We start from the raw sequence: 14,996 nt of genomic DNA on the forward strand, positions 1-14,996 counted from the left end.
ATTTTAGAAACGCGATCGCCCACAACCAGGAGAAACACTGACAACCTCAGGAATTCCTCATTCCGTAAACTTGCACGCAAATCTTGTAGCTTTTTCTCACTTAGTCCGATGGGACACTGGCATGAAATTGAAGCCTAGCTTATTACAACTGATTACTCTCTTGATGATGTCGTCCTTAATGGCATCATTCTTAGCCGCTTGCACGACCAATCCTAGCGCCACCAATCTCAACTGCAACGACCCTGCTGTTAGACAAGCCAACCGCGAATGCACCAACTCTTCAAATGGCAGCAGCCGAACTTATGTCGGCGGTGGTTCGGGAGTTTATACTTCCGGTTCTAGTAGCACCTTACGGCAAGTGCCTGCCACCACTGGCAGCAAAGGCTCAAGTGTCGGCAGCAGTAGCCACTCTAGTTCCAGCAGTGGCCGAGGTGGATTTGGTAGTTTTGGTCGTTGGGGCGGTATGGGCTAGGCAACCATGAATAGCAAGATTTTCGACAGTCCAGAACGCGATTACTTGTTTAAGTCGATGCGGCTCAACTGGTATAACCTGTGTCCGATTGACGGCGAAACAGGTTTGCCGATCGCCTCTGAGCAAGTGCCTTACGCGCTCTACCACTGCCACCCAGTTTCACCTGACTTTGTGCGGGAGATGCAACAAGCTTCTGAAGCGGTGGGTCGCGTGTTTATGAAAATGTGGTCCGTGATTCGGCAGTTGGATGGCGACACATTGCTCGACTACGGCTTCCCAGTTGAGACTATTCGCTTGGTTAAGTACGATCCACTGCCTCCCCTTTGTATGCGGCTGGACTGGTGCTGGAATCCCGCTGTCAGCCTGAAAAAAGTCGTCGAAACCAATCCGCAAACGCCCAGCTTTTGGTTTGAATGTACCGAAGGCAATGGCCATGTTGCCCAGCATTTTGGCTTGCAAGACCCCGTTCCCGGTGCCCAAAATTTGCTTCGTGCCAGCTTAAATCAACACCTCAAGCGAGCCGCAGCTTATCTCAAGAAACCCCTCTCAGATTGTCATGTTGCTTTTACCGCTCTCAACAACCCTGAAGATGTCGGCACCATGCAATGGCTGAGCCAGCATTATTCTGGTAAGAGCACCGTGTTTCCGTTGGAATTTCTACGGATTCAAAACGGCGATCGCCTCTTCCACGAACGGACTGGAGAGCGCGTTGACATTCTGTTTATGTGGTATCCGGTCGAGTGGGCGATTCACGATACCGACGAAGCAGGAGAGCGCCTCTGGCCTGCCTTGGAGCAGCTAATTCTGGAGCGTAAAGTCGTGATTGTGAACTTTGCTTCAGCGTTTCTGCTGCAACCCAAAAGTGTTTTTGCCCTGGTAAACGATTTAGGATCAGAATTCTTTGACGATCGCGATGCTGCCGCTGTAATCGACTATTTCCCCAAAACTTCCTTAACCACTGAGGCGCTGGGCAGCGACTACTTTGCCAAACCAATTTTGGGCCGCCAAGGGGAAGGGGGATTTGCCGTTGAAGCAGGGGCGATTGCCAACCGCAGCCACAACAACGACCCTTGGTACACCGAGCAGCCCTACGTCTACCAAGAACTCCTAGAGTTTCCCCAACTAACTATTGCTGACGAATTAATGACCGCCGTTTGGGGCGCGTGGCTCTACAACGATGGCTGCGATCGCCTCGTGGCTGGAGGCTTGGGGATGCGGGTTTCAGAAGGCGAGATTACAGACGACTATTCTTACTGGTGCGCGATCGGTTGTTAAGGCTATAAAAAATTCCGCAGGAGGCTCAACCAATAACCCCTGCGGAACTGTCTGGAACACAAACTTGCTGTCACGAGTTTAATCGATAAAACCCATTGAGTCTTCCTCTCCTTCATATTGGCTCACCATAATGGGGCGATGGTTTGGGAGGGAATCTAACGCTGAAATTTCCAACTTGCTAACTGCAATCGGTCGGTGATTGGGGAGAGAGTCGGAGTCGGCAACCTCTAAGGTGCTAGCAAAAATGGGGCGATCTTGATGGAGTCCGCCAAACTCTACAATTTGCAGGTCACTTTCAAAAATCGGACGGCCACCTGGCAAAGAACCTACATGGGCCACTCTTAGAGTGCTGGGCCCAATGGGGCGGTTATTGGGCAAAGGGCTAGGATGATAGGTTTGCAGCGCCAATCCTGAGGTTCTAGCCTTAGTCACACTACCCGTTTTTTTCTTGTCAGCAAGTTCCAAAGTTGCTGGTTGATCACTCTTAGCTTTGCTCTTGCTAGCGCTGGAAGTCTCTGTTGTGCTCATAGCCGACACCTTATCTGACCTAATTAACTGAATTTTTTATTCCCTACCAAGCTAGCGATCGCGTTGATCCTTATACCCCTGATCTACCTGCGATCCCACGCTTCGCTGATTGTATTGTAGGGGAAGATCAGCCCCAACTCTAAGCAAGACTGCTCAGTCCCTGTGATGACCCTAATTAGCTTTCTTGATGGCTGCAGCTTCAAAATAGGCGATCGTCCTTCACCTCACTCCTAACTAGACTACCTGACTAAATCATTTATACTTTTCTAGTTTTTCTTCTCTGATTAGACCAATTTTATGGATGCTTACGCCATCATCAAGCAAACTCAACGGCAGCGGGTAAGCGATGGAGCGATCGCACCGATTCTCGGCGATTGTCATGCTGCCAAACAGTTGGTCTTAGTCTGGCCGCAACTGGGAGACTTTGACAGTTTGGAATATGCCTGGTGGCTGCAACGAGAAGCAGAACAGCTCCAAGCTCAGAACATCATAATTCGAGCCGTGGGAATTGGCGATCGCGCTTCTGGTCAGAAATTTTGCGACTACACAGGTTTTCCCGCTGGCTGCTTATTCATTGACCCGACCGCAGAACTGCACCGTCAACTCGGCCTCTATTCGGGTCTCTCGCTCAAAGTACCCAGTCTTTCCTCGGCTCAGAATGCCTGGATGAACTTGATGCTGATGTGCGCCGGGATTGGTAGCCCTGGGACACTGGCCGAAGTGTTTCGGGGTTATCGGGGCGATCGCCAAGCTCCTCAGCTGATTGATGACGAAGAAGTGGTGCAAGCTAAACCACTCCCACCATTTAAAGGTTCATTTTTCAAGCTGGCAGGCGGCAAAGGATTCCAACGCCCCTTCGAGCTTGCCACTTTGCGACTGCGAAATATGACAGAAGTGCTGAGCCATTGGAACACCTATGTGCCAGATGCCGCTTATATGACGCAACGAGGAGGCACCTTTCTATTCAATGCTCAGGGAGAATTGCTCTACGAACATCGCGATCGCGGCATCCTTGGCTTTGCAGAAGATATGAGTAACCCGCTATCGTTTCTGGGCGATGGCTCTTGTCTCAATGTAGGTTCTTAGGCAGGGCATTTCTCACATCCGGGTAAGAGCTGCTATCTTGGTCAGCTTATCTTTTTCTAGCCCCTCTAGCTCCTTGAGATGCAACCAACCCTCCTTAACCAACTGAGCAAACACAAAGATCAGCACTGAATATTTATAGTCGTACTTGCCATCCAATTGGTGTCTTCTTGCACTTAAAAAATCGTGTAACAGCCAAGTATCATCCAATTTTGTAATCGTGCTAGCTCTCTCACGAACCTCTGTTATCAAAGCATTAATTTCTCGTTCGTAGGCTCTCTCAAAAGCTTCCTGAGCTACTTCTTTCTCTACTTGAGACCACTCAACGTCACTCATTTGCACTATTTCTATATCATCTGGTCAAGACAAAGCTGAGCGCCCTTTAGGAGAGCGCTCACAATCGTTCAGAGCTTATCTACAGGGTCACTTCTTTAGCGAATCAAGTTCAGCAATTCTTTAGGAGAAGCCAACAAATCAATTGCGACAAAGAAAATCTTGCCTTTGGGATTGATCAAGAATCGCCAAGCCATATTCATGCCTACAGCGGCACCAAACCAAGGAGTTTGGACTTTGCCAGTGACTTTTACTTGGGTGTAACCGTCTTCTGCGGGTTCAGAAACGCCTCGCTCTGGAATCAGATTCAGATTTTGACATTCTTCGTTGAAGAATTGCAGGATGCCATCTCTGCCCACAATAGGTCTCTGAAAAGGAGGCTGAAGAGCACCGTCGGGTGCGAACAACTCAATCAAAGCGCCAAAGTCATTGGCATTCAAGTTGTTCATGTAGCTCAGCACCGTCGGGTTATCAATCCCTTCAATAGTGACTTGAGTACGCTGTGAGATCTCTTTGGGAGTAACAACAGGTTCAGTAACTTTGGTGTAGTCACCCAACTTACCTGGGTCAAACCCCATATCAACTACAGAATTGCGTAGGACTGTAATTTGTTGGCCCTGATCTAATTCTCTAACCGCTTGCAGTACTGCTGAGGCGTTGGCGGAAAGTTGATAGCCTGCTGGAATGGGAGCCACAATTCCTTCATCCATCCATTGCCCAAGCTTGTACCAAAATCCTAGCTTGATGTTTGCAGACCAAGCAGCGTAGGTGCGACAAATGGGGGTGTCGGCATGGTTTGCCAGGTCGCACATTACTTGCGTTTGCTCAGCAAAAGTCATTTTCCGAATTTGCTCTAGAGTTGCTTCTGCAAACTGCATGCTGGCAGCGCCAGGAGCGGCAACGGTAATGGTCTGGCCCATCTCAAGATAAGCAAACCAAGTCCATGCTAGTTGGTCTTCGGCGTTGAGTTGTTTGAATCTAGCGATCGTAGCTGGTACTGCATCAGCAAATAGAGTTTGAGGAAAAATTCCGCGAGCTGAGTCAATCGTAATCGGCATAGTACGGGCCTAACCTTGATGAGATTTACAACTGACAAAGAGATGCACTCCAGAGCGTTTCCACGCTGAAGCTTCAGCAATCTGTTAAGAGAATAACACTAAATTTCACAAAACTTAACAAACCTTTACGTAAAGTCGCGGGTTTGCCTTGATCTTGCGAAAGCAGCACCTAATGGGTTTACTCAGGTTTGCGGAGAGGCGATCGCGAATTAGGGCGAATCAACTAGGATTGCCAATCACCCCTTACAAGAATTCAAGCGAACTGTCAGCCAGTGCTATTGAAATTGCTGGATCATCCACTAATGGGCCTAGCACGGCGATCGCGTCCTGGCGATAGAGTTGAACAAGACTCTCTATGGCAGCTGTCTTGACTTCAGCAGACTCATGCTTACACAGCCCCAGCAATATGCGTTTCGTCTTTTCGTGTCTAAAATGTGCAAGCGTGCGAGCCAGCACTTCCTGAAGTTCGGCGTCCTCAATAGTCAGAAGATGCTCAAGAAAGGAAGGGTCGGCAGTTCGGCGCTTATTGCACAGCGCCCATAAGCAGTCCAACAAAACATCTATCTGACTAGACTCTGCAATCCTAGCCTTAAGTATTTCGTAGGGAACTGGGATAGGCGGAGAATCATATTTCTCACGAATCTTTCTTGACCCATAGGAGCCGTAGTCTAAACATGCTGGACATCCGCATGGTGGCTTTCTATGAGCGTGGGGCTGATAACGCCAACCGATTTTTTGAGGTAAATGACGAATCTTGGTGATTTCTGCCGCATCGATCTTTCTCTCGATGAACATCTCATAACCCAATGGATCTGCAAGTGCAGAAAAGTCACGGATGGCTTGCCCTAAGGGTAGACGTTGGTGTTTTGAGCTGTACTTCCCTGCCCAAACAAGCTCATCTGATGGCAAGCGAAAGTAAACACCAACCAATACCCGTGCACCCCTACGCCGAAGTTCCCGTAACCACTGATGCGATATAAAGTGATCCTGTACAACAGGCATGAAATAGATGACGCTACGATATTTTCCTAGCGCAATGCCAGACTCTTGGATTCGGGCGCTATTTTTTTCGTCTGTGATGTGGACAAGCGTGGGCATTGTCTTAGCCAACTAGCTTATTAATTCAACACCAGATCTACTATCTAATCCCGAATTGCTTCATTGTGTGATCGGGCTGAAGTTACAGTTTTGACAAGTTACGACGAATAGCTATTTTCACAATTCCTGAGATGTAAATCGAACCTTCAGTACGCCTGATAGGTTTGTGGTTCTCGTTCTCTGATACCAGAACTACCTCTCCCTTTTCCCTTCTGTAGCGTTTAACTAAGGTTTCATCATCAATGGAGACTATAACAATGTCTTCCTCTTGAGGTTTCTGATATAGAGGGTTAATTTGTTCAACAATCAACCAGTCACCTGGATAAATACCAATACCTATCATTGAGTCGCCTATCACGGGCAATATGATGGTTTTGCTCGGTTCCTCGATTAGTGCGTCATAGAGGTCAATTTCCTCATAATCGGTGTTCATTGAATCCCCTCCGACGCTGGATGTACTGTTCGCACCCGCTGACACCGAATAATCGTACTTTCTAATCCGATGTAACTTCGCTGAACGTAAGATCTGGACTAGTTCTTGTCCTCTTATTCCCTGTTCCCACAAGTACTCTATTGCTACGGCTAAATCATTACTAATTGATCTAGGAACACCAATATCCGCAGATGGTTCTCCAAATTTATATTTTCGACCTGATCCTTTTCGAGAACCGCCGCTCGGCATAAGTAATCATCCTCTGTACAAATTTTTGTAATTTCTTGAACTTCCCTTAGATCAATCAACTAACTTTGTTTATCTTGTAAGACTCTCATCGGAGCTTGTTGACTAACCGAGCTTCTAACTTGTAAGTGAGCAACACCGAGAGTTAGAACCACAGACAACAGTGCAATAAGGGCTTTTTCAGAGAACATAACGCTGAGTCCAGTATTAGAAATCGCTTCTCTGCGTCGTTTACGATTGCTTTTCATAATACATTTGTACCAAAACCTTGCTTTCAAATTTATTACAGATAAACTGCTCTGCAAAGCTTTTCTTGAAAAAAGCCTGGAAATCAAATTTGCAGAAAAGCATAAGGCGTGATATCTAATGCAAGTCAACCAAAGCCCTGCTAGCATCACATCTGACATAGCATCTTAATTGCCCAGCAGCAGAAACTGAATCTGTATTCAATTGCAATAAACTCTTCTGCATGCACGTAGTTCTTTAACAGGTTTGTATAGCGATCGCCCCTCCCCTTTCCCCTCACGCACCCAAGCAACAAAATTTTTGGCTTAGCATAGGCTTTAGGAGCAACTTTTGAGGTCAGCGTGGTCACTTCTTTGCCTTGGCATCAGCGGGTTGGCAATCAGCGAGATTGGGTTTGGCGGGGGTGGCAAACTCGCTACACCTACATGCGAGCGGCGCAGCGAGCTACTAGCAACACCCCTTTGATTTTGCTGCATGGGTTTGGCGCGTCAATTGGGCACTGGCGGCAGAATCTAGAAGTGCTGAGCCAATCCCACACTGTTTATGCGCTCGATATGTTGGGGTTTGGAGCTTCCGAGAAAGCAGTGGCTAACTACAACGCAGCTTTTTGGGTCGAGCAAGTTTATGACTTCTGGAAAACCTTTATTCGCCAGCCTGTGGTGTTAGTGGGTAACTCCATTGGCTCGCTGATTTGTATGGCAGCAGCAGCGGCTCACCCCGATATGGTCGCGGGGATTGCCATGCTCAGCTTGCCCGATCCTTCTGCCCGCGAAGAAGCGATTCCTCAATTTCTCCGACCCGCGATCGCCACTCTCGAAGGTTTATTTGCCTCTCCGCTATTGCTCAAAACCATATTTCGAGTCGTGCGTCGGCCTCAAGTCGTAAAGCCCTGGGCCAGAATTGCTTACGCCAACCCAGAAGCTGTTACCGATGAACTCGTAGATATTTTGACTGGACCTGCCCAAGACCGAGGCTCTGCTCAAGCATTTTGTGCCATCCTCAAAGCCATGACTAGCACCAAATTTGGCCCTAGCGTCAAGTCTATGCTGCCAACGTTGCAAATTCCCATGCTGCTGATGTGGGGGAAGCAGGACCGGATGATTCCTTATAGCTTGGCGCGGCAGTTCATCAGCTACAACCCCAACCTCAAGTTTGTTGAAGTAGACAACGCCGGTCATTGCCTGCACGATGAATGTCCCGAAGCAGTGAATCAGGCGATTTTGGAGTGGATTGATGCTTGGAGTGTAGCTAAAACGGCTGAATTTTCAGCGCTACCAGTTGCTGTTGAGGAGTAACGGCTCATAAAAAAATCTCTACTGAATTCAGTAGAGATCAAAATTAGGAGAGATAAAATCAAACAGCAGTACAGGATAAATTTTGAATTTGTCACGCTACGATGACTTAGCCTATCGTGACTTGGTCGGTTTCTACGCCAGTTGCACCGCTAACATTTCTAGCGACTGAAACCATCCTGTTGAGAATGTCTTGGCTGGGTACTTTGCCCTTCAGTACGACAGTGCCGCCAGTCTGAGCCACATACAGCGTCTCAATGTCATCCAACTGGTCATCTTCGTCAAATGCTAGAGCGACACGCTTTGCTAGACCACTCTGGTCGTACTCACCATTTAGGCCCACTCGCTCTGGGGGAGTTGCTTCAGTTGCAGAAGGGGCAGCGTAGGATTGTCCTGCGGGTGCGCTTTGGGGCGCTGCTTGGGGTGCAGGAGTTGCATTAATTGCCTGCTGAGGATTCTGAGGCTTTTTAACGCCAAACAGTCTTTGTAACCAACCCATAATCTTGCTCCGAATCAATCTTTACTTAACTTGATTAAAAACATTTCAGGCCAGTCAAGCATCTGCCCAGGAAAAGAGGTCCGCAAGGAGCAGCGCTAACCCTATTGACAGAGACATAGTTAGTTGATCCGGTCAGAAATCCTAGCTGGTTGGGCAAGTTTCATCAGCTCAAGACAGCCTTGCAAGTCTAGGTATCGAGTTGCTAGTTGGGTGGCAAAGCCTGTGCAGCACAACCTCACAAATCTAATTTGATGAATTAATAGTTTTCCAATCGAGAGAGAGCGCGATAAAATGGCGGTCTACTGTGCTGTTGCTACCAGCATTTTGGTTAGACAATTACTGCGATGAAACATACCCTTTCTGTTCTGGTTGAAGATGAAGCGGGAGTTCTAACCCGCATTGCTGGTCTGTTTGCCCGTCGGGGTTTTAACATTGAAAGCTTAGCCGTAGGCCCAGCCGAGCAGATGGGAGTCTCTCGAATTACGATGGTGGTTCCGGGTGATGACAACAGCATTGAGCAGCTCACCAAGCAGCTCTACAAGCTGATCAATGTCATCAAAGTGCAGGACATTACCGAAGTGCCCTGTGTCGAACGAGAGCTGATGCTGCTGAAGGTGAACGCGGTTAGCTCCAATCGTTCGGAGATTGTGGAGCTGGCGCAAATCTTCCGGGCGCGGGTGGTAGATGTGGCGGAAGATGCCATCACTCTAGAAGTTGTGGGCGATCCGGGCAAAATGGTGGCGATCGTGCAAGTGTTGAATAAATTTGGCATTCGCGAAATTGCCCGCACCGGAAAAATTGCCTTAACTCGCGAGTCTGGAGTCAATACTGAATACTTGAAGTCTCTCGAAGCCAAGCTTTAGGCATCCGCAGCCACGTCCTGAAGCGGAATTTCGATCCAAAATTCTGTGCCTTGCTCCGGTGCCGAAGTACATCGGAGCGTTCCTTTGTGTTTATCTACAATAATTTGGTAGCTGATGGCTAACCCTAGTCCAGTGCCTTGTTGCGTGGGTTTAGTGGTAAAGAATGGCTCAAATAGCTTTGCCTGCACTGCTTCTGGGATACCTGGGCCGTTGTCATGAATTTGGATAATCACGCGATCGCTCTGGTCACCCAACGGTTGAGTCTTGTCAGGTGCAGCCGTTGAGCTTACTACTGAGGTCTTGATCGTGATGACTCGCGGTTCGGGTTGCTCTTCTAAAGCATCGATCGCATTACTGAGCACATTCATAAATACTTGGTTGAGTTGGCTGGCGTAGCACTCCACCTCAGGCAAATTGCCATATTTTTTAACTACGATAATTTCTGGATCGCGTCCCTTGGCCTTCAGCCGATTTTCCAAAATCAACAAAGTACTGTCGATTCCAGCATGAATATCCACAGCCTTGCGTTCTGCTTCATCCAGTCGCGCAAATGTCCTTAGTGACAAAACAATTTCTCGAATCCGTTCGGCCCCAATCTGCATCGAAGCTAAGATTCTCGGCAGATCGCTGATTAAAAAATCGAGTTCGATCGCTTCACTAAATTCGGTAATTTTGGAGTTAGGTTGGGGATGAGCTTGCTGATAAAGTTGCAGCAAAGCCAACAAGTTCTGCGTGTATTGATCGGTGTAAGTTAAGTTGCCGTAGATGAAGTTGACGGGATTGTTAATTTCGTGAGCGATGCCAGCCACCATTTGGCCCAAGCTGGACATTTTGGCACTTTGAACAAGTTGGGTTTGGGTTTGCTTCAGTTCCAACAGCGTCTGGCTGAGCTGTTGCGCTTGGAGGGTAGCAGCTTCTGCCAAGGCGCGATTTTTAGCCTCACTTTCGCGTAAGACTGCTTCTGTGTACTGGCGATCGCAAACTTCCTGTTGCAGTTGGTTGTTAATAAACGACAAGGTTGCTGTTCGCTCTTCTACCAAGTCTTGCAATTGTTCTTGGTGTCGCTTTGAGAGTGCTTCTGCTTGTTGGCGTTGCGTAATATTGCGAATCGCGACTACAACACCATTGTCTGCGTCTTTGAGATGAATACAAGTACAAGAAATTTCTATAACTAACGTGGTATTATCCTGCCGAAATTCATAACAGGCAGTCGAATCCCTCTGACGTTTGAAGGCCATTGTGACTGGATGGGTCGCCACAGAAACAGGTTCGCCATTTTGGATTAAAGGCAACAAATTGATTAGCTTGGTGCCTAAAATTTCAAATCGATTTTTGGCAATTAGGTGATCGAATGCAGTGTTAGACCACTGAACTCTTCCTAGTTCATCAGTCCAGGCGATCGCTTCTGTAATTGCTCCCAGCGCCACCTCCATCTTTCCCAGAGTTGTGCGCAATTTGCTGACTAGGTCAGTTGAGTTAGCCACCATCTGTATCCTTGGAATTCAGCAATGAGGTGATTAGGCATCCAGGGGACGAAGTATGGCTGCAAAAAACCAATTTCCTGCTAACTTTTCAGCCGTAATAAAATGCTCAGCCTCAATCTCTGTGCCATCTTTTTTGACTGCTTTTAGTTTCAAGGGGTGGTTGAGAACTTTCGACTGCTCAGTCATGGCAAAGCGCGAAAAGCCAAGGTGGTGAGAATCGTGGAAGCTTCTTGGAATTATTACTTCCAGTGTCTGTCCCAACACTTCGTCGTCGTTCCACCCGAAAACTGCTCTAAAAGGCTCGTTTGCGTAAATGATTAGTCCCTGCTCATCAGTTACTAAAACAGGCAATTCCGCTTGAAGCTTGATTTCTTCGATTGTCTTCATCTATGGCTCGGAGTTGTTATAAAAACAGCTAAGAGGTGAGGCAATAATTGCTACGGAAATTGCTTCTAAGGGAGTTGGAGTCATGGTGGTAGAAAGTTTTGGATGAAATCTTTCCACTCTGAAGATGCACGCCTGATTTAGCACGAACCTTAGCAATGTTGCTAAAGTTACTTGTGTTTAACGGAGATTAATGAAAAAAATTAGTCAAAGCTAGAGCACATCAAACTACTAACTTTGTAAGTTGACGTTTGTCGCTTATGCTTAGTGCCGCATTTTTATAAAGCTTATTCGTGATTTGTCTAGGAAACAATCACACCAAGGTAATATTTGATGCTAAGTACAAGTATGGTAGGCGCTACAGATTCTTGCTACTTGAAGTAAATCAATAGGTTTAGCCCTGGAATAGTACGCGACAGGGTCCAAAGTAGCAAGGCAATGAAGAGGATGCCTAGGCTCCACTGGTACCAAACGAGGGTCGTAATTAAACCAGGCATATCGCGATCGCGCAGACGAATGTCATTAAATCCAAAGCGCAGCAGGTTGTTGAAGCTGAAGTCGTAATAGTTCAGCCAGTTCCAGCGGCGATCCCAGAGTAGCGGCACGTAGCGCTCCTGGAACAACGGGAAGCGAGGCATGATTGGCATTCGCCCAATTAGGAGGCGCAATTGCCGCAAGCTACCTTCTTCGACAAAATAGCTGACATCCATTAAGTTGTGGTAGCGACCCTGCTGATATAGCCGTCCCAAGAGCAACAAAGGAACTGGGACAATCACCACGGCGAGGCAAGCTAAGGTGAGCCAAGGGCTATCGGAGGTTTGAAAAATCGTCACCAGTCCGCCCAAAGACAGCACACTAAAGCTACTCAGCACCGCGATCGTTTCGTAAAGAGTCGGCACAATGGGCTTGGGTCGTAAGCGACGCAGGCGATCGATTAGCCAAAACAGCACGCCGAAGTAAGCGATCGCGACAATTTCCACCCCAAACACCAACCAAAAATTGGTGCCATATCGACTCAGTAGCAACAGCAGGCTAAGGCAGAGCCAGTGCAATCCGTCTAGCACCCACCCCACACAGTTGCGGGAATCGGCGGCTATGGCGCGATCGCGAATCTTGATATAGTCAGCCAGGTCAATGCTGTCGAGGGTGAGCAGTTCGGTGAGGGCGCGGAAGGGTTGCTCGACTCGGCGTTGGGCGATCGCTTCGGCTTGAGCCGCAGAAAAACCAATCTTGATTAAACGTGGCAGCGATGCGGTGTTGATGTTTGTGCCTAGAAGTCGTTGTCGTAATTCTTGCAGCCGCAAAGATTCAGTTTTGTATTCAATCTGATTGGCGTCACTAATTTGTTCTAGTTGGCGAAAGTTTCGCACTAAGTTCCGCAATAAGCTTTCATTGCCTTGCAGCACCGGAACCGAAAGCGATCGCCCAATTTGCCCTGGATTACCGAGAAACTTGGCATGGTCAGCATCAAACTTTAACCCTGGCACATTCAGGTAAGCCGCTTTACTAAAGCCCGCATCGCTAAAGTCGGCTTGCTCCAGAATACTTGCCCCGCGCAGATTCACCGGACGACTAAATTGCACTTCCCGAAAGCTCACAGGTTGCTCAAACTCCGCTTCCGTGAGAAAACAGGACTGCACGAATCGACTTTTATTAAACTGAGCCGCTTCTTGCCAACGGGTTTGGGCCAAGTCTGCAGTCCCTTGCCACTGCACGCGACTGAAATTGGCAAATTGCCGAAACATGGCTTGGCTAAAGTTGGCTGTGCCCTGAAATTCACTACTTTGGAAGTTAACGAGTCCCTGAAACTGCGACTGATTAAATCCTGCGCGATCGAAAAAGATACTGCTGCGAAAGCGAGTTTCTTGATTAAAAGTCGTTCCGGCGAAACTGCTGGGCTGGCTGAAGCGGGTGCCCGACCAATCGGCTTCCTGGCCAAACCAAGTCCCTTGAGCTTCAACCCGATTGAGAAAGAAGGTATTACTAAAGTTCGCCGCTCCCACAAAGCGAGTCTGAGACAGCTTCAGCGGGCCGCGAAATACGGCAATTTGTAAGGGGGCAAGCGCTTGCGTGCCCACATTTGGGGTAGTAATCAACGATCGCGACAGTTCACTCAAGCGCGATAAACGGCGGCGATCGCGTCGTAGTTGCTCTTGCTCAGCCGTAGTAAAGATGGGAGACAACGCCTGCCCATACATCGGCGCTCTCAAGCCCAACTGGTTGCCCGCAAACTCTCCTTGAACTACCGAATAGCTCAGATCCAAGCCCAAAGGCGATCCTGCCCGCTGCAACTGAGTTTGCAACAAACGGTAAAATTGATCGCGAAATGTAGCATTTTCTGGTCGCAGATCAATGTCGAGGCGGCGCAAATCAATTGTGCGAATCCCCTCACTTTGGGCTGGCGATCGCAACCGTTCCTGCAACAGATCTAAGGTTAGGAGGGTGCGTTCTGGTGGGGCAGCGGCCCAACTTGGCTGTGGCCATAGCAGCCCTAGCAACAGACCGCACAGCAGCAATAAGCGAATGATTTTACGAATGAATCGGGAGGCGATCGCCCTTTCAGAACGATGCTCCCAGCAATCCCCAAATAGCCAGCGCAAGAATTATTACCCCAATTTACAGCTCTCGGTTAGGCTAAATCACCAAAACTAATTTGCCTGTCATGGAGCCAGCTTCCAGCAAACGGTGAGCCGTAGCCGCTTCAGCCAAAGGCAAGGCTTGTTGCAGATGAATTTTCAGTTTGCCTTCATCAAACAGAGCCGCGCAGGTTTCTAGAATTTCGGCTTGATGTTGCTGAGCCGCTACTAACCCTTGCAGCATTGGAGTCAGCATCAGTTCCTGACTGACCCGCAAATTCCGCATTCTAGCAGTCTTCCAGTTAGCGTTAGTGGTATCGAAGTCCAAAATTGTCACTGTTTCTCCGTATACCTTGACAGCCTCCAAGGACTTAAAAAAATTGCTGCCGCCCACGGTATCAAAGGCAATGTCTACCCCTTCGCCCTCGGTCCAATCCATCACCGCTTGGACAAAGTCAGTTTGCTGATACAAAATCGCCAACTCAGCTCCCAACTGACGCACCAAGCGAGCTTTTTCTTCTGTACCCACCGTGCTGCAAACTCGCGCTCCCTTAATTACCGCCAGTTGTACCGCTACATGACCAACGCCTCCCGCACCTGCATGGACTAGCACCCGCTGCCCTGGTTGCAAATTGCAGCGATCGCACAACGCCTCCCAAGCGGTCAGCAACACTAAGGGAGCCGCTGCCGCTTCCTCGAAGCTGAGTGAGGCAGGCTTGCGAGCCGCAAATTTCTCATCAATCGTTGCCAACTCCGCATAGTTGCCCGGATGCCCACCCAAGCCGCCGTTGCAGAAGTACACTTCATCGCCCACCTGAAACCGTTGGACTTCTGCACCCACAGCCTCAACCACTCCAGCGCCATCGCATCCCAAAATTGCGGGCATTTGGTCTGGGAAAAACGTGCCTCGTTGTCGCAATTTGGTGTCGATTGGGTTGATGCCAGCAGCTTTGAGCCGCACTAATAGCTCGGTGGGTTTTTGAATTGCTAAATCAGGCACTTCCTGAAGTTGCAAGACCTCCGGGCTTCCAGGGGCTGTCATCAAAATTGCTTTCACGGTTGCTCTCTTAGTAAACAGTTAGGCATCACTGGAGCTAACGGCGGAATAGGCAAGAATTGCTAATCT

15 protein-coding genes are annotated in these 14,996 nt (G+C 48.5%); 5 read left to right on the forward strand and 10 right to left on the reverse strand.

Annotation, left to right across the window (positions count from 1 at the left end; genetic code table 11):
- The first annotated feature begins 121 nt into the window (after positions 1-121).
- Together H6F68_RS12425 and H6F68_RS12430 are read left to right on the forward strand one after the other, a co-directional pair.
- Positions 122-472: a hypothetical protein gene (locus tag H6F68_RS12425; RefSeq protein WP_190559386.1), complete on the forward strand. Its 351-nt coding sequence runs from the start codon at positions 122-124 to the stop codon at positions 470-472.
- 6 nt (positions 473-478) lie between these two features.
- Positions 479-1,747 carry a glutathionylspermidine synthase family protein gene (locus H6F68_RS12430; RefSeq protein ID WP_190559388.1) on the forward strand — a complete coding sequence of 423 codons (1,269 nt, stop codon included), beginning with the start codon at positions 479-481 and terminating at the stop codon, positions 1,745-1,747.
- A gap of 78 nt (positions 1,748-1,825) precedes the next feature.
- Here H6F68_RS12430 and H6F68_RS12435 read toward each other — a convergent pair whose 3' ends face one another.
- Positions 1,826-2,275: a hypothetical protein gene (locus tag H6F68_RS12435; protein WP_190559390.1), complete on the reverse strand. Its 450-nt coding sequence runs from the start codon at positions 2,273-2,275 to the stop codon at positions 1,826-1,828.
- Between the two features lie 297 nt (positions 2,276-2,572).
- Between H6F68_RS12435 and H6F68_RS12440 the strand changes: the two genes are divergently transcribed.
- Positions 2,573-3,361, forward strand: coding sequence for a peroxiredoxin-like family protein (locus H6F68_RS12440; RefSeq protein ID WP_190559392.1), 789 nt, complete (start codon positions 2,573-2,575; stop codon positions 3,359-3,361).
- 12 nt (positions 3,362-3,373) lie between these two features.
- Here H6F68_RS12440 and H6F68_RS12445 read toward each other — a convergent pair whose 3' ends face one another.
- The 4 genes from H6F68_RS12445 to H6F68_RS12460 form a co-directional block, all read right to left on the reverse strand.
- Entirely contained in the window at positions 3,374-3,694 is a 321-nt protein-coding gene (locus H6F68_RS12445) for a hypothetical protein (protein ID WP_199295655.1), read from the reverse strand.
- 95 nt (positions 3,695-3,789) lie between these two features.
- Positions 3,790-4,749, reverse strand: a complete 960-nt coding sequence (locus H6F68_RS12450; protein ID WP_190559394.1) for an orange carotenoid-binding protein — start codon at positions 4,747-4,749, stop codon at positions 3,790-3,792.
- Positions 4,750-4,992: 243 nt separating this feature from the next.
- Complete coding sequence (locus tag H6F68_RS12455) at positions 4,993-5,847, reverse strand: HEAT repeat domain-containing protein (protein ID WP_190559396.1); 855 nt, start codon at positions 5,845-5,847, stop codon at positions 4,993-4,995.
- A gap of 82 nt (positions 5,848-5,929) precedes the next feature.
- The gene (locus H6F68_RS12460) at positions 5,930-6,529 is read right to left on the reverse strand and encodes a LexA family transcriptional regulator (protein ID WP_190559398.1); all 600 of its coding nucleotides are present in this window, start codon (positions 6,527-6,529) and stop codon (positions 5,930-5,932) included.
- Between the two features lie 584 nt (positions 6,530-7,113).
- Between H6F68_RS12460 and H6F68_RS12465 the strand changes: the two genes are divergently transcribed.
- Entirely contained in the window at positions 7,114-8,067 is a 954-nt protein-coding gene (locus H6F68_RS12465; RefSeq protein WP_190559400.1) for an alpha/beta fold hydrolase, read from the forward strand.
- Positions 8,068-8,173: 106 nt separating this feature from the next.
- Here the strand turns inward: H6F68_RS12465 and H6F68_RS12470 are convergent, their stop codons facing one another.
- On the reverse strand, positions 8,174-8,563 hold the full coding sequence (locus H6F68_RS12470) for a BON domain-containing protein (protein ID WP_190435863.1): 390 nt from the start codon (positions 8,561-8,563) through the stop codon (positions 8,174-8,176).
- Positions 8,564-8,907: 344 nt separating this feature from the next.
- Between H6F68_RS12470 and ilvN the strand changes: the two genes are divergently transcribed.
- Complete coding sequence (ilvN, locus tag H6F68_RS12475) at positions 8,908-9,426, forward strand: acetolactate synthase small subunit (protein WP_190435859.1); 519 nt, start codon at positions 8,908-8,910, stop codon at positions 9,424-9,426.
- On the opposite strand, the gene H6F68_RS12480 is transcribed toward ilvN, so the two are convergent.
- From H6F68_RS12480 to H6F68_RS12495, 4 genes are all read right to left on the reverse strand, one after another.
- Positions 9,423-10,859, reverse strand: a complete 1,437-nt coding sequence (locus H6F68_RS12480) for an ATP-binding protein (protein ID WP_242065471.1) — start codon at positions 10,857-10,859, stop codon at positions 9,423-9,425. The two genes, ilvN and H6F68_RS12480, sit on opposite strands and share 4 nt — an antisense overlap.
- Before the next feature lie 84 nt (positions 10,860-10,943).
- Positions 10,944-11,297 (reverse strand): PAS domain-containing protein, encoded by a 354-nt coding sequence (locus H6F68_RS12485; RefSeq protein WP_190559404.1) that lies wholly within the window; start codon positions 11,295-11,297, stop codon positions 10,944-10,946.
- A 368-nt stretch (positions 11,298-11,665) separates the two neighbouring features.
- Positions 11,666-13,894 carry a pentapeptide repeat-containing protein gene (locus tag H6F68_RS12490; RefSeq protein WP_242065472.1) on the reverse strand — a complete coding sequence of 743 codons (2,229 nt, stop codon included), beginning with the start codon at positions 13,892-13,894 and terminating at the stop codon, positions 11,666-11,668.
- 34 nt (positions 13,895-13,928) lie between these two features.
- Complete coding sequence (locus tag H6F68_RS12495) at positions 13,929-14,927, reverse strand: zinc-binding dehydrogenase (protein ID WP_190559406.1); 999 nt, start codon at positions 14,925-14,927, stop codon at positions 13,929-13,931.
- Positions 14,928-14,996: the final 69 nt, after the last annotated feature.

This window comes from Trichocoleus sp. FACHB-262, assembly GCF_014696035.1.
Lineage (GTDB): Bacteria > Cyanobacteriota > Cyanobacteriia > FACHB-46 > FACHB-46 > Trichocoleus.